The sequence below is a fragment of the Citrobacter sp. CK180 genome, from assembly GCF_030333655.1.
Taxonomy (GTDB): domain Bacteria; phylum Pseudomonadota; class Gammaproteobacteria; order Enterobacterales; family Enterobacteriaceae; genus Citrobacter_B; species Citrobacter_B koseri.
In genome coordinates this window covers 39,925-57,102 of record NZ_JAOWFM010000028.1, presented here as the reverse complement: position 1 = coordinate 57,102, position 17,178 = coordinate 39,925, and the positions used below count along the sequence as shown (strand labels likewise).

At 52.9% G+C, this 17,178-nt stretch carries 14 protein-coding genes; 7 read left to right on the top strand and 7 right to left on the bottom strand.

Features of this window, described 5'->3' with window-relative positions; translation table 11 throughout:
• Nucleotides 1–45 precede the first annotated feature (45 nt).
• Nucleotides 46–1,296: a NupC/NupG family nucleoside CNT transporter gene (locus OGV50_RS02345; protein WP_286488271.1), complete on the top strand. Its 1,251-nt coding sequence runs from the start codon at nt 46–48 to the stop codon at nt 1,294–1,296.
• 261 nt (nt 1,297–1,557) lie between these two features.
• Here OGV50_RS02345 and OGV50_RS02340 read toward each other — a convergent pair whose 3' ends face one another.
• The 3 genes from OGV50_RS02340 to OGV50_RS02330 form a co-directional block, all read right to left on the bottom strand.
• Nucleotides 1,558–2,652, bottom strand: coding sequence for a sugar kinase (locus OGV50_RS02340; protein WP_024130172.1), 1,095 nt, complete (start codon nt 2,650–2,652; stop codon nt 1,558–1,560).
• A 2-nt stretch (nt 2,653–2,654) separates the two neighbouring features.
• The gene (nfo, locus tag OGV50_RS02335) at nt 2,655–3,512 is read right to left on the bottom strand and encodes a deoxyribonuclease IV (RefSeq protein ID WP_286488270.1); all 858 of its coding nucleotides are present in this window, start codon (nt 3,510–3,512) and stop codon (nt 2,655–2,657) included.
• A 115-nt stretch (nt 3,513–3,627) separates the two neighbouring features.
• Nucleotides 3,628–4,677, bottom strand: a complete 1,050-nt coding sequence (locus tag OGV50_RS02330; protein ID WP_012131604.1) for a YeiH family protein — start codon at nt 4,675–4,677, stop codon at nt 3,628–3,630.
• A 119-nt stretch (nt 4,678–4,796) separates the two neighbouring features.
• Between OGV50_RS02330 and yieE the strand changes: the two genes are divergently transcribed.
• Entirely contained in the window at nt 4,797–5,660 is an 864-nt protein-coding gene (gene yieE / locus OGV50_RS02325; protein WP_012131605.1) for a DNA-binding transcriptional regulator YeiE, read from the top strand.
• Nucleotides 5,661–5,919: 259 nt separating this feature from the next.
• A complete protein-coding gene (lysP, locus tag OGV50_RS02320; protein WP_012131607.1) occupies nt 5,920–7,389 on the top strand; it encodes a lysine-specific permease in 1,470 nt (489 codons plus the stop codon).
• Between the two features lie 141 nt (nt 7,390–7,530).
• Here lysP and OGV50_RS02315 read toward each other — a convergent pair whose 3' ends face one another.
• From OGV50_RS02315 to serB, 3 genes are all read right to left on the bottom strand, one after another.
• Entirely contained in the window at nt 7,531–9,516 is a 1,986-nt protein-coding gene (locus OGV50_RS02315) for a ligand-gated channel protein (protein ID WP_024130173.1), read from the bottom strand.
• Between the two features lie 311 nt (nt 9,517–9,827).
• Complete coding sequence (locus OGV50_RS02310) at nt 9,828–11,150, bottom strand: MFS transporter (RefSeq protein ID WP_012131609.1); 1,323 nt, start codon at nt 11,148–11,150, stop codon at nt 9,828–9,830.
• 32 nt (nt 11,151–11,182) lie between these two features.
• Nucleotides 11,183–12,070: a phosphoserine phosphatase SerB gene (gene serB / locus OGV50_RS02305; RefSeq protein WP_286488275.1), complete on the bottom strand. Its 888-nt coding sequence runs from the start codon at nt 12,068–12,070 to the stop codon at nt 11,183–11,185.
• A 216-nt stretch (nt 12,071–12,286) separates the two neighbouring features.
• Between serB and OGV50_RS02300 the strand changes: the two genes are divergently transcribed.
• Complete coding sequence (locus OGV50_RS02300; protein ID WP_286488269.1) at nt 12,287–13,654, top strand: L-serine ammonia-lyase; 1,368 nt, start codon at nt 12,287–12,289, stop codon at nt 13,652–13,654.
• Between the two features lie 4 nt (nt 13,655–13,658).
• Nucleotides 13,659–14,036 (top strand): helix-turn-helix transcriptional regulator, encoded by a 378-nt coding sequence (locus tag OGV50_RS02295; protein ID WP_024130176.1) that lies wholly within the window; start codon nt 13,659–13,661, stop codon nt 14,034–14,036.
• On the opposite strand, the gene fghA is transcribed toward OGV50_RS02295, so the two are convergent.
• Nucleotides 14,037–14,873: an S-formylglutathione hydrolase gene (fghA, locus tag OGV50_RS02290; protein WP_047462493.1), complete on the bottom strand. Its 837-nt coding sequence runs from the start codon at nt 14,871–14,873 to the stop codon at nt 14,037–14,039.
• Between the two features lie 337 nt (nt 14,874–15,210).
• Here fghA and folE point away from each other — a divergent pair, with 337 nt between their 5' ends.
• Both folE and yeiB read left to right on the top strand, forming a co-directional pair.
• Nucleotides 15,211–15,879, top strand: coding sequence for a GTP cyclohydrolase I FolE (folE, locus tag OGV50_RS02285; protein WP_012131616.1), 669 nt, complete (start codon nt 15,211–15,213; stop codon nt 15,877–15,879).
• A gap of 14 nt (nt 15,880–15,893) precedes the next feature.
• Nucleotides 15,894–17,051, top strand: a complete 1,158-nt coding sequence (gene yeiB, locus OGV50_RS02280; RefSeq protein WP_286488268.1) for a DUF418 domain-containing protein YeiB — start codon at nt 15,894–15,896, stop codon at nt 17,049–17,051.
• Nucleotides 17,052–17,178 lie beyond the last annotated feature (127 nt).

Below are 17,178 nucleotides of genomic sequence, written 5' to 3'. Positions count from 1 at the left end.
ACCTGGCTTTCACGCCGGGTTTCCTGGCATGAAGGGAAAATCATTATGGATATAATGAGAAGTGTTGTGGGTATGGTGGTACTACTGGCAATCGCATTTCTGCTGTCAGTGAATAAAAAACGTATCAGCCTGCGTACCGTTGGCGCAGCGCTGGTGCTGCAAATTGCCATCGGTGGGATCATGCTTTATTTCCCGCCGGGGAAATGGCTGGTGGAGCAGGCCGCGCTCGGTGTCCACAAGGTGATGTCCTACAGCGACGCAGGTAGCGCATTTATCTTTGGCTCATTAGTAGGGCAAAAAATGGATGTGCTGTTTGACGGCGCCGGGTTTATCTTCGCCTTTCGCGTGTTGCCGGCCATCATCTTTGTGACTGCGCTGATCAGCTTGCTTTACTACATTGGCGTGATGGGACTGCTGATCCGTATTCTCGGCGGTATTTTCCAGAAAGCGCTGAATATCAGTAAGATCGAGTCGTTCGTTGCCGTTACCACCATTTTTCTCGGGCAAAACGAGATCCCGGCGATCGTAAAACCGTTTATCGACCGTCTAAATCGTAATGAACTGTTTACCGCCATTTGTAGCGGCATGGCCTCAATCGCCGGTTCGATGATGATTGGCTATGCCGGAATGGGGGTGCCGATTGATTATCTGCTGGCGGCGTCCTTAATGGCGATCCCTGGCGGCATTCTGTTTGCCCGTATGCTGAGCCCGGCAACGGAAGAATCGAAGGTGACGTTTGAAAACCTGTCATTTACCGAAACGCCGCCAAAAAGCATCATCGAAGCGGCGGCCAGCGGCGCGATGACCGGGCTGAAAATCGCCGCCGGTGTGGCGACGGTGGTGATGGCGTTTGTCGCCATTATCGCGCTGATTAACGGCATCATCGGCGGCGTTGGCGGCTGGTTCGGCTTTGGTCACGCCACCCTTGAAGGGATCTTCGGCTGGGTTTTAGCGCCGCTGGCCTGGATTATGGGCGTGGACTGGAGCGATGCGACGCTTGCCGGTAGCCTGATTGGGCAAAAACTGGCGATTAACGAGTTTGTCGCTTATCTCAATTTCTCACCGTATCTGCAAGCTGCCGGTACGCTGGATGTGAAGACGATAGCGATCATCTCTTTCGCGTTGTGTGGCTTTGCCAACTTTGGTTCGATTGGTGTGGTGGTGGGCGCGTTTTCTGCGATTGCGCCGCAGCGTGCGCCGGAAATCGCCCAGCTTGGAATGCGTGCGCTGGCGGCGGCAACACTCTCTAACCTGATGAGCGCCACTATCGCGGGGTTCTTTATCGGGCTGGCGTAGTTGTAGTAGACGATTTTGCCGGATGGCGGCTTTGCCTTATCAGGCCTACAGTAATGCACTCCGTAGGCCTGATAAGCGTAGCGCCATCAGGCATATCCGACCCACAGTAACGCACTCCGTAGGCCTGATAAGCGAAGCGCCATCAGGAATATCCGACCCACAGTAACGCACCTCGTAGGCCTGATAAGCGCAGCGCCATCAGGCATATCCGATCCACAGTAATGCACACCGTAGGCCTGATAAGCGCAGCGCCATCAGGCATTATGCCAGGGTTGTTTTCAGCAGATAAAGCGCGTTATCGGCGGAGAGGGTGGGGTTGTTAATACTGATGCTGGCGCGCGATAACGCCGCGCAGGCCATCGCGAAATTTGCGCTATCGCGAAAATCACTACCCTCCAGAAAGCTGTAGAGCAACCCGGCCATAAAGCCATCATCCGCGCCGAAGCTGTCCACGCGGGTGTGAGATGGCGGGGTGAGTAAAAACTGCTCGCCGTTTTTCTCGCTACAAAAGACCGCTTCATCTTCCAGGCAAACGAAGATTCGCTGTACGCCTTGCTGATGCAGGTCATTGACGGCCTGTACACGGTCGGCATCGGAACGCACCGCTTTTCCCCACAGAATCTCCAGCTCTTTTTGCGTGGGTTTTAACGTATGAATGCGTGAATACCAGGTCCTGATTTTTTCCGCTTTGAACTCTGAAACGGTATCAATAAAGACCGGGATTTCATCCGCAATGGTAAAGACCCATTCGATGGCTTCCGGCGTCAGGTTGCAGTCCGCCAGCACCACGCCAGCGTGACGAATAAGATCCCGCGAGCTATTCAGCAACTGCGGCGTCAGCTGTTGCAGAATGTGGGTGTCGTTAATCGCCAGCACTGTCTCTTCCTGCTGGTTGGCGATGGACAGATAGGTTGAAGTGTTATGCCCATGCAGGCGGATACAGCTGGAGATGTTCACGCCAGCCTGACGAGTCTGCTCCAGCAGCGTTTCACCATAAAAATCGCTACCGACCGCAGAGAGCAAATGCACATCGCGACCCAGCAGCGCCAGATTATGCGCAATATTGCGCCCCACGCCGCCAGCAGAACAGTGAATGCTGCCAGGGTTGGAAGCCGCCTGCGGATAATGGATATCCGCCACGCCGCGAATATCCATATTGATCGCCCCGACCACCACGCAATACTCCTGCTCGGTGAGGATATAGCCTTTGCCTTTTATCATCCCTTTGCGCATCAAATCCATAATATGGGCCGCCACGCGTGAGCGACTGATCTGCAAAATATCAGCGATTTCATTTTGCTGAATGAGCGGATTGCGGCGCAGGATCTTGAGGATCTGCTTTTCCCTGTCGTTCATCATTACGCAACCACCTTTGCCGTTTGCTGCGCTTTCAGCCAGGCGATCTCTTCTGCCCAGATATCCGGGTTGATGGTTTCCAGAATCAGCGGAATACCGTCAAAACGATCGTCCTGCATGATCCAGCGAAATGCATCATGACCAATGTTGCCTTCGCCCAAACTGTGGTGACGGTCAACGCGGCTGCCAAAGGCGCTTTTCGCGTCGTTCAGGTGCATGCCGCGCAGGTATGTAAAGCCCACAACACGCTCAAAATCGGCGAATGTTTTTTTACATTCGTCGGTGGTACGCAGATCGTAACCGGCCGCGAACGCGTGACAGGTATCAATACAGACGCCCACACGGGATTTATCTTCCACGCCGTCGATGATGGCGGCGAGATGCTCAAACCTGAATCCCAGATTGCTCCCCTGACCCGCAGTGTTTTCAATGACTGCCGTGACCCCTTGGGTTTTCTCAAGGGCAATGTTGATCGACTCTGCAATTCGCGCCAGACATTCCTCTTCCGGGATTTGCTGTAAATGGCTACCCGGGTGGAAATTGAGCAGCGATAGCCCCAGTTGCTCACAACGCTGCATTTCATCAATAAACGCATCGCGCGATTTTTCCAGCGCTTCGCTGACAGGGTGCCCGAGGTTGATCAGATAGCTGTCGTGGGGAAGGATCTGCGCAGGCGAATAGTGGTATTTCTCGCAGGCGGCCTTAAAGTCATCAATGATTTGGGCAGTGAGCGGCGCGGCGCGCCATTGACGCTGATTTTTCGTGAACAGCGCAAATGCGGTTGCGTCAATTTCTGCGGCGCGAATTGCAGCGTTGGCTAACCCGCCTGCGGCGCTGACATGCGCTCCGATATATTTCATGGAAGACTCCTGTTAAACCCGCTATACACATTATTCTTCAGGTTTGAATAATGTCGTGTATTCGAAAAAAATACTCTCCAATGATAGCGGGTTAACAGGGGCAAAATGTAGTGCTTTATGCGATAAGATGGTGAATCAGTACGTTAATCACGCCGCCGCCAACAATCAGCCAGACAAACAGCACCAGCGCCATCAGTAACGGTTTCGCCCCGGCTTTCTTCAGCGCGCTGACGTGCGTTGTAAGGCCCAGCGCGGCCATTGCCATCGCCAGCAGAACCGTATCCAGCGTAATCAACATGTTTACCACCGCCTGCGGCAGCAGATGGAACGAGTTAACGATTGCCACTACGATGAACAGCACCGCAAACCACGGGATGGTGATTTTGCTTTTCTCCGCGCCCGTCGCTGGAGAAAGTTGTTTCACGCGGGCGGCCAGCAGAATCAGAAACGGCGCCAGCATCATTACGCGCAGCATTTTGGCAATCACCGCGGCGTTTTCCGCGTCCGGGTTAATGGCGTGCCCGGCGGCAACGACCTGGGCTACTTCATGCATAGTCGAACCAATATAGATGCCGTAGGTTTCCGGGCTGAACCAGTGCGCCAGCAGCGGATACATTGCCGGGTAGAGGAAGATTGCCAGCGTACCGAAAATCACCACCGTCGCGACGGCCACCGTAACTTTACTGGCCTCCGCTTTGACGACAGGCTCCGTTGCCAGCACTGCCGCCGCTCCGCAAATGCTGCTTCCGGCGCCAATCAGCCAACTGGTGTGCTTGTCCAGACCAAACACTTTCTGCCCGAGGAAACAGGCGAGTAAAAAAGTGCTGGAGAGCGTCAGTACATCAATCACAATTCCGCTGACGCCCACGTCTGCAATCTGTGAGAAGGTGAGGCGAAACCCGTAGAGAATGATCCCCAGGCGTAATAGATGTTGTTTAGCGAACAGCACGCCGCCGTCACAGCTTTTCCAGATTTGCGGATACACCGTATTGCCGATGACCATTCCCAGTAAGATGGCTAAGGTGAGGGCGCTGAACCCGGCTCCCGCGACGGCAGGAATAGATCCACCCCACAGGGCGGCCCCTGTGATAACTGCGCTCAGGGCAAGCCCCGGTATAAAATGCCACACTGTACGATGGTGATTCTGTAAGGTGAGTTCTGTCATAACCTTCTCCTCTATATGGGTAAAATGTTATGGCGAACTGGTTTAAAAATAAAATTGATTATATATTTATAATTAATCTTTATAAGTGGTAAGCGACGGCCTGCCAGTGGAAAACAACAATGCATATCACGCTACGACAACTAGAAGTTTTTACTGAGGTGCTAAAAAGCGGCTCGACGACCCAGGCATCTGTCATGCTGTCGCTGTCGCAGTCGGCCGTAAGCGCGGCATTGACCGATCTGGAAGGTCAGCTTGGCGTACAGCTATTTGACCGCGTCGGAAAACGGCTGGTGGTCAATGAACACGGGCGCTTGCTGTACCCGCGCGCGCTGGCGCTGCTGGAGCAGGCTGTCGAAATTGAGCAACTGTTTCGGGAAGACAACGGCGCAATCCGCGTTTATGCCAGTAGCACCATCGGTAATTACATCCTGCCTGCGGTCATTGCCCGTTACAGGAAGGACTTTCCCGATCTGCCGCTGGAACTTAGCGTGGGCAACAGCCAGGATGTCATTACGGCGGTGCTCGATTTTCGGGTGGATATCGGCCTGATTGAAGGCCCGTGCCACAATACTGAGATTATTTCTGAGCCGTGGCTGGACGATGAGCTGGTGGTGTTTGCCGCACCGTCCTCGCCGTTGGCGCAAGGGCCGGTAACGCTTGAACAGCTTGCCGCCGCGCCCTGGATACTGCGCGAGCGCGGTTCCGGTACGCGTGAGATTGTTGACTACCTGTTGCTTTCGCACTTGCCAAAATTCGAAATGGCGATGGAGCTGGGTAACTCCGAAGCGATCAAACACGCCGTGCGTCATGGTCTGGGCATCAGTTGCCTGTCGCGGCGGGTTATTGAGGAACAGCTTCAGGCGGGAACGTTGAGTGAAATCGCGGTGCCTTTGCCGCGCCTGGTGCGAACCCTGTGGCGAATCCACCATCGTCAGAAACACCTTTCCAATGCCTTACAGCGTTTTCTGCGCTACTGCGAATAAGCGTCCTTTGCCGGATGGCGGCGTAAACGCCTTATCCGGCCTACAAACTCAACGCTTTATCCGGCCTACAAATGTCGATCCTGTAGGCCTGATAAGCGTAGCGCCATCAGGCGAATGTCTTAACGTCTATCCGATCTACACTTTACTTATAATCCGCGGCCAGTCATGAAGGTCTCTTATAACTGCGCATTTGTGCCGGAAGGATGGCGTTTCGTCTGCTACAATCGCGCCTCATTTTTTGGATGGATAGCATTTTCACATGGTTTCCGAAACTAAAACCACAGAAGCGCCCGCGTTACGTCGCGAATTAAAGGCGCGTCACCTGACAATGATCGCCATTGGCGGTTCCATCGGTACGGGTCTTTTCGTTGCATCTGGTGCAACCATTTCTGCGGCGGGTCCAGGCGGCGCGCTGTTTTCTTATATCCTGATCGGTCTGATGGTCTACTTCCTGATGACCAGTCTCGGCGAACTGGCGGCGTATATGCCGGTATCTGGTTCATTTGCGACTTACGGTCAGAACTATGTTGAAGAAGGCTTTGGCTTCGCGCTCGGCTGGAACTACTGGTACAACTGGGCGGTGACCATCGCCGTAGACCTCGTGGCCGCACAGCTGGTGATGAACTGGTGGTTCCCGGATACGCCGGGTTGGATCTGGAGTGCGCTGTTCCTCGGCGTGATCTTCCTGCTGAACTACATCTCGGTCAGAGGCTTTGGCGAAGCAGAATACTGGTTCTCGCTGATCAAAGTGGCGACCGTCATTATCTTTATCATCGTGGGCGTCATGATGATCGTCGGCATCTTCAAAGGGGCGCAGCCAGTGGGCTGGAGCAACTGGACGACCGGCGATGCGCCGTTTGCCGGGGGTTTTGCGGCGATGATTGGCGTGGCGATGATTGTCGGCTTCTCCTTCCAGGGGACGGAACTGATTGGTATCGCGGCGGGTGAGTCTGAAGATCCAGAGAAAAACATTCCGCGCGCGGTGCGTCAGGTATTCTGGCGTATCCTGCTGTTCTATGTGTTCGCGATCCTGATTATCAGCCTGATTATCCCGTATACCGACCCGAGCCTGCTGCGTAACGATGTGAAAGACATCAGCGTCAGCCCGTTCACTCTGGTGTTCCAGCATGCGGGTCTGCTTTCCGCTGCGGCGGTAATGAACGCGGTTATCCTGACGGCGGTGCTGTCGGCGGGTAACTCCGGGATGTACGCGTCTACCCGTATGCTCTATACCCTGGCCTGTGACGGTAAAGCGCCGCGTATTTTCGCGCAGCTGTCACGCGGCGGCGTTCCGCGTAACGCGCTGTATGCGACGACGGTAATCGCGGGGCTTTGCTTCCTGACGTCGATGTTTGGCAACCAGACGGTATACCTGTGGCTGCTGAATACCTCCGGGATGACGGGCTTTATCGCCTGGCTGGGGATTGCCATCAGCCATTATCGTTTCCGCCGTGGCTATGTGTTGCAGGGTAACGATGTGAAAGATCTGCCGTACCGTTCTGGATTCTTCCCGCTGGGGCCGATCTTTGCGTTTGTGCTGTGTCTGACCATCACGCTGGGTCAGAACTATGAAGCCTTCCTGAAAGACACCATTGACTGGGGCGGCGTAGCGGCAACCTATATCGGGATTCCGCTGTTCCTGGCTATCTGGTTTGGCTACAAGCTGACAAAGGGAACGCACTTTGTTCGCTACAGTGAAATGCACTTCCCGGAGCGTGTGAAGAAATAACCTGGTGCCTGATGGCGCTGCGCTTATCAGGCCTACAGGAGCAACATTTGTAGGCCGGATAAGGCGTTTACGCCGCCATCCGGCAGGTAAAATAAAAAAGCCCCGGCATTCATCATGCCGGGGCTTTTTGTTGTACTGAACTTAGAAGTTATAAGTCAGGCCAACCGTGTAACGACGACCGTCGAGAATGGTATCGTAAGTCTCGTAATCGATCTGTTTGTCCAGAACGTTATACACGCCCGCAGTTAACAGCAGATTTTTGTACGCGTAATAACGCACACCAACATCAACCTGCGTATAAGACGGCGTTCCCTGGGCCATTGAAGTACGGCTCAGGTATTCGGAGGTCTTGCCGCGGAAGTTCAGACGGCTCCAGAAGCCAACATCCTGCGTTGCCTGCCAGTCCAGCGTGGTGTTGAACATATGCTTCGGCATTTTATTCAACGGCTTGCCAGAGAACTGGCCGCTTTTCTGCTCAGATTCGGTATAGGTGTAGTTCGCCGTCCAGTTGAGATCGCGGGTGATCTTCCAGCCAAAGGTGGACTCCACGCCGCGCATATTGGCTTTATCAACGTTGACGCGATCGCTGACAAAGTCGTATTTCTCACCACCAATAGTACAGGCCGGATCTGAACTGCTGTTGCAGCGGCGCACTTCAGTTATCTTATCTTTGAAGTCGGTATTGAACAGCGTCACGCCAGCGTTAAGGTTATCTCCGTTATCCCACAGCAGGCCCAACTCTTCGCTCAGGCTCTTTTCTGGTTTCAGGTCTGCGTTACCGACAATAATACCGTTCAGACGACCGCCGCCGGTAATCTGTCCCCAGGTCGGGGAGGACTGGCGCAGATCCGGTGCGCGGTAGCCCGCAGAGACGCCGCCTTTTAAGGTCCACTGATCGGTAAGATGCCATACGCCATAGCCACGCGGCGTCCAGTTGTCGCCATAGTTTTCATCTTTATCCATACGGATACCGCCGGTCAGCGTAAAGCTGTCGGTCATCGCCCACTCATCTTCAGCAAACAGCGCCCAGCTCCAGCGGGTCAGCTTGTTCACGTCTTCATAGGCTTTTAACTGGTTGCCGTTATCGCTCAGTTTCTCGTAACGATACTGCCCACCTAATGTCAGGGTATGCGCGCCGAGGAAGATCTGGTTCTGGTTATTAAAGATGGTGTTGTAAGACTTCATCTGGCGACCAGGGTTGTTGGTCTCTTCCTGCTGAATGTAGCTGGTGGTGTTGAAGTCGTCGTAATAACCGCTGTGGGTTAAGGAATAGGTGGTGTGCTCATAGCGGTTTTCGCTTTTGCTGTTTGGCTTACAGCTACCGTTGCGGCAGCTTTCTTCTGCCATTGACTTGCCTGGCGTACTGTCGCGATCCTGCAATTCACGCGCGATGTCGAAGTCAAAATCGTTTTTATCATCCGGCGTAAAGTTAAGCGTTAAAGCCCCGTTGCGCAGGCGCTGCTCGTTGTAGCCATTGACGATTTTGTCTTCCGCACGGCGAGAGAGCAGCCCGGTCACTTTCGCTCCCAGCAATCCGTCAATCAGCGGGCCGGACGCATAAGCGTTGGTCTGGTACAAATCACCGGAGTCCCTGTCTTCCTGGAAGGTGGCGTCGCCATGCAGGGAGCCGGTCCAGCCTTTCGTGTTGGACACTTTTTTGGTGATCACGTTAATGACGCCGCCCATCGCATCTGAACCGTAAAGCGATGACATTGGCCCGCGAATAACTTCAATACGCTCGATCGATTCCAGCGGCGGCAGCCAGCCTTGCTCGATCCCGGAGTTATCGCTGTTCGGACGCGTGCCGCGTGTGCTGATGCGCTTACCGTTGACCAGGAACAGCGTGTATTGCGAAGCCATCCCGCGGATGCTGATATCGCTACTGCTGCCGCCGCCGGTAACAACGACTCCGGGCACATCTTTCAGCGCATCGGTGACATCGCGATAGGCTTTGTCTTCGATCTGCTGTTTGGTGATAACGGAGATAGACGCGGGGGCGTTCTGGATTTTCTGCTCAAATCCCGTGGCGGTTACAACGACGGTGTCCTGATCGGCAGCATAGACGAGCGATGGGAGACACGCTGCGCATACTGCGGCAGCGATAGCCTTAACGTGAGGTATGGTCATTTTTGTCATTCCATTAAATGAGTAAAACTGCGAGCCATGAAAAAAGGCCATGACAACGGTATGTATTTGTCTTTTAAGTACTCTTTGCGGTGAATAAGCGGGACGAATTGTACAAAAGAATGAATATTTGTAAACACAAATGATAATTGAAATCATTTGTGTTTATTTGTTTTTCACGGAAAGGGATTTCAAATCAATAAGATGACGGATCGTAAATGTGAGGAAATATTGAAGAAAAAATGGAGAAATGAAGGATGAAAAGGAGGGCAGATACCCTCCGTTGTTACGTTATGGCAATAGATTATCGTTTCTTACAGACGATGGAGGCGAGAAAGTAGCGCCAGGGAGAGCGTGGTTAATAAAATAGCGATGAAGGCGTAAATATAGACGCCAGACCATTCCCAGCTATTTTTCACCAGAATGACCGGTACGCCGGCCATTGCCGCGCCAACATAACTGAATAATCCCCGGAAACCGGTAATAGAACCCGCAGCATCTTTGTGAGTAACGTCCAGGCAGCCGACGGCAAAAAGCATATGCGGCCCGTACAGTGCAAATCCCATGATGGTGAAAAGTACGGCGGTGATGGTGTAAGAGGTATCCTGCACCAGTGGAATAAGCACGATGCATACGCAGAGCATTAAGGCGAAAATTAACCCCGTCATCCAGCGGTTGCTTTTAAACATAAAGTCTGACAAATATCCGGCCAGCAGTCCCCCTGCCAGCCCGCCAGCTTCGAACCACGAGATAATGGAGTTTGCTTTAATCAGGCTCCAGCCGTGTACCTGCGAGTAATAGATTTGCGGCCAGTCATTGAGAATAGTGCGCGCAATATACACGGACATATCGCCCACGATGATGATCCATACCAGTGGGTTGGTCAGAATGTATTTAACGAACACCTGCCAGAAGCTCAGATTGACCGGGCTGGCTTTTACCTGTGCAAGCTCGGTAGGATCGTTACGCCATTCGCCGACATTGGGTAGCCCGAGGGTGCCGGGACGATCCTGAATCGTAAACAGCGCGACAACCCCCATCAGAAGGGAAATGACTCCAGGGACATAGAAGCCCATTTTCCAGCTGCCGCTAAAGGCAATGGCGAAGCTGGTGAGCAGCGGGGCAAGGCTGCCGCCAATGTTATGCGCTGCTTCAACGATTGCCCACCAGCGCCCGCGTTCGTTTTTTGAGAACCAGGAGGCCATAATTTTCGCCATTGGCGGGAAGCTGGTGCCCTGGAGAATCGCATTGAGGCTGTACAATACGTAGAACGCCGCGACGCTATCGGAAAAGCCAAAGAGAATATTGACGATGCCGACGCCAATCAGCACCGGGCCGGTCATGGCTTTAGGGTTAATTTTATCAACCAGCATGCCGCCAACAAACTTCATGGAACCATAAAGAATGTAAAAAATGGAGGACATGATGGCGAAATCTTCTGCGGTTAGCGACGTATCCGCCAGCATGGCTGGCATCGCAGCAGAAAAGTTTTTACGGGTCAGATAGAATACGGCATAAGAGATAAATACCGAGGTGATGATCTCTGTGCGAAATTTTTTATAAGTATGATCAATCTCTTTTTTCGCGTTCATAACAGGCCGATCGGCCTGACTGAAAATAAATGCTTTTATGTTCATCGTGAGTTTCCCTTCCGGCGACGGAAATGTGGTTATAATTCATCTTCAATAAAGAACAGAAGTGATTCGAATCCATGAAAATTAATCTGGTGATGGATTGTTTCTCTGACAACGGGTTTTGCCCGCCACGCGATACCGGTTCCCGCGTACGTTAGCATCGGCAGATCGTTTGCGCCGTCGCCGCAGGCAATAATGTTGTGTACAGCGAGGTTGAGTTGTGTTGCCAGCGCAGAGAGCGTTTGCCGTTTTTTTCCGGCATTCATGATCGGGAGGGTAATATTGTCCGTCAGGACGTTATCTTTTATTTCAACCGTGTTGGAAAAGGCGTAGTCGAGCTGATACTTTTCTTTCAGTCGTTGAGTGAAAATATCCAGACCACCGGAAATAATGGCCGTTTTAAACCCTTTGTTTTTCAGTACCGGCAACATAGCGGCAAGGCCGGGGGAAATCGTCATTCGATCGCAAACGGCATTGAGGACATCACAGTGCGTGCCTTTTAACATGCGAATACGGCGGGTAAAACTGGTGTCGAAATCTACTTTCCCTTCCATCGCCTGTTGGGTCATCTCCGCGATTTGCGCAGAGATGCCAAGCGTATGAGCGATTTCATCCACGCCTTCCTCTTCAATAAACGTTGAGTCCATATCAAATGCAATCAGTCCCTTTGTGGGGATGCTCTGAGATTTGACAAAAAAATCAAACTGCAATTGCAGTGATGCAGCGCGTAATTTCTGATAAATAACCTGCGTCAGCATTTCATCGGGTAGCGTAAGTTTTAAATAATCCTTATTGATTAATGCCAGATGCCGACGCTCTAATAAATAATGACATTGTATTGCGTGAGAACGAAGAAAATCATTATATAACCACGCCTGAAGTTGCTCTGTGTTTGTTGATGTGACGAAGTAAGTTATTGCCATCATGTTGCTCCTTTACATTGCGCTTTATTATAATGGGCGGCGTTTGTTTCTTGTGCGTCGTGCTATCACAGATATGAATGTTAAAGAAAAGATAAAATGGTATTGTTTTTAATACCTGATAATGAATAAGCATGAAAAGTATCATTTTTAATATGTTGATTACGGTATATTATCGCCATCCCACCCTGCGCTTTTTTTAGGAATACATATATAAAAATGGAAAGTTGCGTTGATATATTCAAAATTGTGATAGGTCCATCCAGTTCAAGAACCGTGGGGCCAATGCGTGCGGCTTGCAATTTCATTTCGCAGCTAAAACGGCAGGATACGCTGCCGTTACTCAGGAATATTGAAATTGAATTGTTTGGCGCATTATCGTTAAGCCGTAAATGCCACAATGTTGATGCCGCGCTTTATCTGGGGTTGCTGGGAAATCAGCCGGAGAAGGTGGATTTACGTATGCAACTGACCGCCATCAGGCGTGCGGAAAATGACGGTATGCTTGACGTGCCAGCCCCGGCGAACAGTACGGTGACAGTGGCGGTGAAAATTATTGCGAATCACCATGCGCATCCTGGACATCCTTATGCGATGACCTTTCGCGCCAAAGATGATTACTTTACGTTATACGAGGAGACGTGGTTTTCGACCGGCGCCGGGCAGGTACGAAAATACGGTGAGTCTGCGCCCGTGGCGACAGATCAGACACGCGCCTCTCCCTTTGCCTTTCGCAACGCCGCGCAGTTGCAGGCGCTGTGCCAACGCAACGGGCTTTCCGTTGCGGCGCTGATGATGAAAAATGAGCTGAACAGCCATTCTCAGCCCTCATTACAGCACTATTTAACGCAGGTCTGGGAGGTTATGAAGCAGGCCGTCCACCGTGGCCTGCATACCGAAGGGCTGCTTCCCGGCCCTTATCAGATCCCGCGTCGGGCCTGCGCATTGCATAAATCGTTGTGTATGAAGCCTTTGGCAGCGGATTTTCTGACAACACTGAACTGGGTTAACGTGTTTGCTATTGCCGTGAGTGAAGAGAATGCGGCAGGCGGGCAGATTGTCACGGCGCCGACGAATGGCGCAAGCGGCATTATTCCGGCGGTGCTGAGCTGGTACGATAAGTTTGTTTGTCCGCTGGACGCGGGCGCTATCACCCGTTTTTTTCTTACGGCAGGTGCCGTCGCGCTGTTGTTTAAACAGAATGCGTCGATTTTAGGATCGGAAGTGGGATGCCAGGGGGAAATCGGCGTCGCATGTTCGATGGCGGCGGCAGGGCTGGCGGAGCTGATGGGCGCATCCGTCGGGCAGGTATTAAGCGCTGCGGAAATTGCGATGGAGCACCATCTGGGGTTGACCTGCGATCCGGTTGGCGGGCAGGTGCAAATTCCCTGTATAGAAAGAAACGCCATCTCTGCCGTAAAAGCCATTAATGCGGCGACGATGGCGATGAGCCGCATCAGCGAGCCCTGTATTTCTCTGGATGAAATTATTGCCGCCATGTATGAAACCGGCAAAGACATGAGCGCAAAATATCGCGAGACTTACCACGGATGCCTCGGAAAAATTCAGCCAAGAAAAAGGTGCTAGTACATTGAAATACCAAACAATGAATAATGACGAGATCGTCTGGTCGCTCTGCGCGCGTATCAAGGAAACGCGGATTTCCCTGTCTATGACGCAACAGCAGCTTGCCGATCGCGCGCAGGTAGGCATCGCGACGATCAAGCGTATTGAGAAAGGCGCTGGCCTGAACCTTGATACGCTGATTTCTCTCCTGCGCGCGCTTGATAAACTGCACAATCTGGATGCGATTTTGTTTGAATCAGAAATGCGCAATTTTAGCGAGAGCGAGAGTGCCGGGCGACTTCAGATTCGCCAGCAGGTTGCTGATTTAAACCGGAAATCGTCTGCGCCGCAAGCCGATGACAATAACGATATTGCGGCGCTGGAAAAAGCCGTGTACTGGTGATCAGCTCAGCAGATGCTGTGCATGGAAGCGCAGATGATCCTCAATAAACGAGGCGATAAAGTAATAACTGTGGTCGTAGCCCGGTTGAATACGTAACGTCATCGGCCAGTCCTTCTGGCGCGCGGCTTCGGCCAGTACCGCCGGTTGTAACTGATCGGCGAGGAACTGATCGTTATCGCCTTGATCAATCAGCGTTGGAATGGCGTGTTCCGGCTGGCTGGCGAGCATCAGCGCGCAACTGTCCCACTCAACCCAGGCCGATCTCTCTTCCCCCAGATAGGCCGTAAACGCTTTTTCTCCCCACGGTACGCGGCACGGATTCACGATGGGCGCAAAGGCGGAAACGCTGGTGTATTTCCCCGGATTCTTCAGCGCCATGATCAATGCGCCGTGTCCGCCCATTGAATGTCCGCTGATCGCGCAACGTTCACCCACGTTAAACTGCGACTGGATCAGCGCCGGGAGTTCATCGCGCAGGTAGTCGTACATGCGGAAATGCGCGGCCCAGGGCTGCTGCGTCGCGTTGAGATAGAATCCCGCGCCTTTACCTAAATCATAACCTTCGTCATCGGCGACCTGTTCGCCGCGCGGACTGGTGTCCGGCATCACCAGCACAATGCCCAGTTCGGCGGCAATACGTTGCGCACCGGCTTTGGTGGTGAAGTTCTCATCATTACAGGTTAACCCTGACAACCAGTACAGCACCGGAGGCGGCGTTGTACTGCGGGGCGGCGGGAGAAAGATGCTGAATGTCATGGCGCAATTCAGCGTGGTGGAGTCGTGTCGCCAGCGTTGCTGCCAGCCTTCAAAACAACGGTGCTCTTCGAGCATATCCATGCGTGGCTCCTTTTGTGTTGAACCTGAATGAGTCGTGCAATTTCCCCATAATACAGATTATTCATTGCGCTGTGAGTAACTTTCACTTCCGCATTTATCTAACATGCTTCATCATCTACACAACTTTACATTAACACCTGGCGTCATGGCCCGTCAGATTTAGCGCGCGGAACCGCCGTGGGGAATCCGGGACATGAAAGGCAGCGGCGATTTCAATAATTATCGTTGTGAATACTGGATTATGTGCGCCGCCTCACGCACAATAAACGGGCTGCCAACAGCCTAAAAACTTTGCCCCACGCAGGGCAGAGGCGCCACACCTGCAGGAGAAGAATAAATGTCATCACTCAGTAAAGAAGCGGCCCTGGTTCATGAAGCGCTGGTTGCGCGTGGTCTGGAAACGCCGCTGCGCCCGCCCGTGCATGAGATGGATAACGAAACGCGCAAACGTCTTATTTCGGGGCATATGACCGAGATTATGCAGTTGCTGAATCTCGACTTGAGCGATGACAGTCTGATGGAAACGCCGCATCGCATCGCCAAAATGTATGTCGATGAGATTTTCTCCGGCCTTGATTACGCCAATTTCCCGAAGATCACCGTGATTGAAAACAAGATGAAAGTGGATGAAATGGTGACGGTGCGCGATATCACGCTTACCAGCACCTGCGAACACCATTTCGTCACGATCGACGGGAAAGCGACGGTGGCCTATATCCCGAAAGATTCGGTGATTGGCCTGTCGAAGATTAACCGTATTGTGCAGTTTTTTGCGCAGCGCCCGCAGGTTCAGGAGCGTTTGACCCAACAGATTCTGACCGCGCTGCAAACGCTGCTTGGCACCAATAACGTCGCGGTCTCAATCGACGCTGTGCATTACTGCGTGAAAGCGCGCGGCATTCGAGATGCGACCAGCGCTACCACCACGACTTCCCTCGGCGGATTGTTTAAATCCAGCCAGAACACGCGCCAGGAGTTCCTGCGCGCCGTGCGTCACCACAACTGATCAGGGCAGGGAGTATGGAGCGTAATGTCACGCTGGATTTTATTCGTGGCGTCGCCATCCTCGGTATCCTGCTTCTTAATATCAGCGCCTTTGGCTTGCCAAAGGCGGCTTACCTTAATCCCGCCTGGTATGGCAAGATCACCGCGTCTGACGCATGGACGTGGGCGATCCTCGACCTGTTCGCGCAGGTAAAATTCCTTACGCTTTTTGCGCTGTTATTCGGCGCGGGTCTGCAAATGCTGCTGCCGCGCGGCAAACGCTGGATTCAGTCGCGTCTGACGCTGCTCGTCCTGCTGGGGTTTATCCACGGTTTGCTGTTCTGGGATGGCGACATTCTGCTGGCGTATGGCCTTGTCGGCCTGATTTGCTGGCGGCTGGTGCGCGACGCGCCGTCGGTAAAAAGTTTATTTAATACCGGTATTTTGCTCTATCTGGCGGGGATTGGCGTGTTGCTGCTGTTAGGGTCCATCTCGGCGAGTGAAACCAGCCGCGCCTGGACGCCGGATGCCTCTGCCCTGTTGTATGAAAAATACTGGAAGATTAACGGCGGCATGGAGGCGGTCAGCAACCGGGTCGATCTGCTGTCGAACAGTCTGCTGGCGCTGGGGGCGCAGTATGGCTGGCAGCTGGCGGGAATGATGCTGCTGGGCGCGGCGCTGATGCGCAGCGGCTGGCTGAAGGGCCAGTACAGTCTGCAACACTACCGGCGTACGGGCGTATTGCTTGTCGTCATCGGCGTGCTGATTAACCTTCCGGCCATTATTGTACAGTGGCGGCTGGACTGGGCGTATCGCTGGTGCGCTTTTCTGCTACAGGCGCCGCGTGAATTGAGCGCGCCGTTTCAGACTATAGGTTACACCGCGTTGATGCTGGGGTTCTGGCCGCAGCTCAGCCGTTTTAAACTGGTCATTGCCATTGCCTGCGTAGGGCGGATGGCGTTGAGCAACTATCTGTTGCAGACGCTGATCTGCACCACGCTGTTCTACCAGTTCGGTTTATTTATGAAATTCGACCGACTGACGCTGCTGATATTCGTCATTCCTGTCTGGCTGGCGAACCTGCTTTTCTCCTGGATTTGGCTGCGTTTCTATCGGCAAGGGCCGGTGGAATGGCTCTGGCGGCAATTAACCCTCCGTGCTTCCGGGACGTCATTATCGGGAACATCCAGATAACGATCTGGATCACATTCATTAACAAAACGCATGTAACCGTTTCCAGCCCTGTGACCTTACTCACGTAGTCCTGAACGAAGCGCTGACAAAATACCCACCTGCTAAACACAGGGTGTCTGTGAGCAAC

Coding starts and splice junctions, on each gene's coding strand:
- yieE (WP_012131605.1), top strand. CDS start 4,797: ATGCATATCACGCTACGACAACTAGAAGTTTTTACTGAGGTGCTAAAA.
- OGV50_RS02310 (WP_012131609.1), bottom strand. CDS start 11,150: ATGAACATAAAAGCATTTATTTTCAGTCAGGCCGATCGGCCTGTTATG.
- OGV50_RS02340 (WP_024130172.1), bottom strand. CDS start 2,652: ATGAACGACAGGGAAAAGCAGATCCTCAAGATCCTGCGCCGCAATCCG.
- yeiB (WP_286488268.1), top strand. CDS start 15,894: ATGGAGCGTAATGTCACGCTGGATTTTATTCGTGGCGTCGCCATCCTC.
- OGV50_RS02330 (WP_012131604.1), bottom strand. CDS start 4,677: ATGACAGAACTCACCTTACAGAATCACCATCGTACAGTGTGGCATTTT.
- fghA (WP_047462493.1), bottom strand. CDS start 14,873: ATGGATATGCTCGAAGAGCACCGTTGTTTTGAAGGCTGGCAGCAACGC.
- serB (WP_286488275.1), bottom strand. CDS start 12,070: ATGGCAATAACTTACTTCGTCACATCAACAAACACAGAGCAACTTCAG.
- OGV50_RS02300 (WP_286488269.1), top strand. CDS start 12,287: ATGGAAAGTTGCGTTGATATATTCAAAATTGTGATAGGTCCATCCAGT.
- OGV50_RS02345 (WP_286488271.1), top strand. CDS start 46: ATGGATATAATGAGAAGTGTTGTGGGTATGGTGGTACTACTGGCAATC.
- nfo (WP_286488270.1), bottom strand. CDS start 3,512: ATGAAATATATCGGAGCGCATGTCAGCGCCGCAGGCGGGTTAGCCAAC.
- folE (WP_012131616.1), top strand. CDS start 15,211: ATGTCATCACTCAGTAAAGAAGCGGCCCTGGTTCATGAAGCGCTGGTT.
- lysP (WP_012131607.1), top strand. CDS start 5,920: ATGGTTTCCGAAACTAAAACCACAGAAGCGCCCGCGTTACGTCGCGAA.
- OGV50_RS02315 (WP_024130173.1), bottom strand. CDS start 9,516: ATGACCATACCTCACGTTAAGGCTATCGCTGCCGCAGTATGCGCAGCG.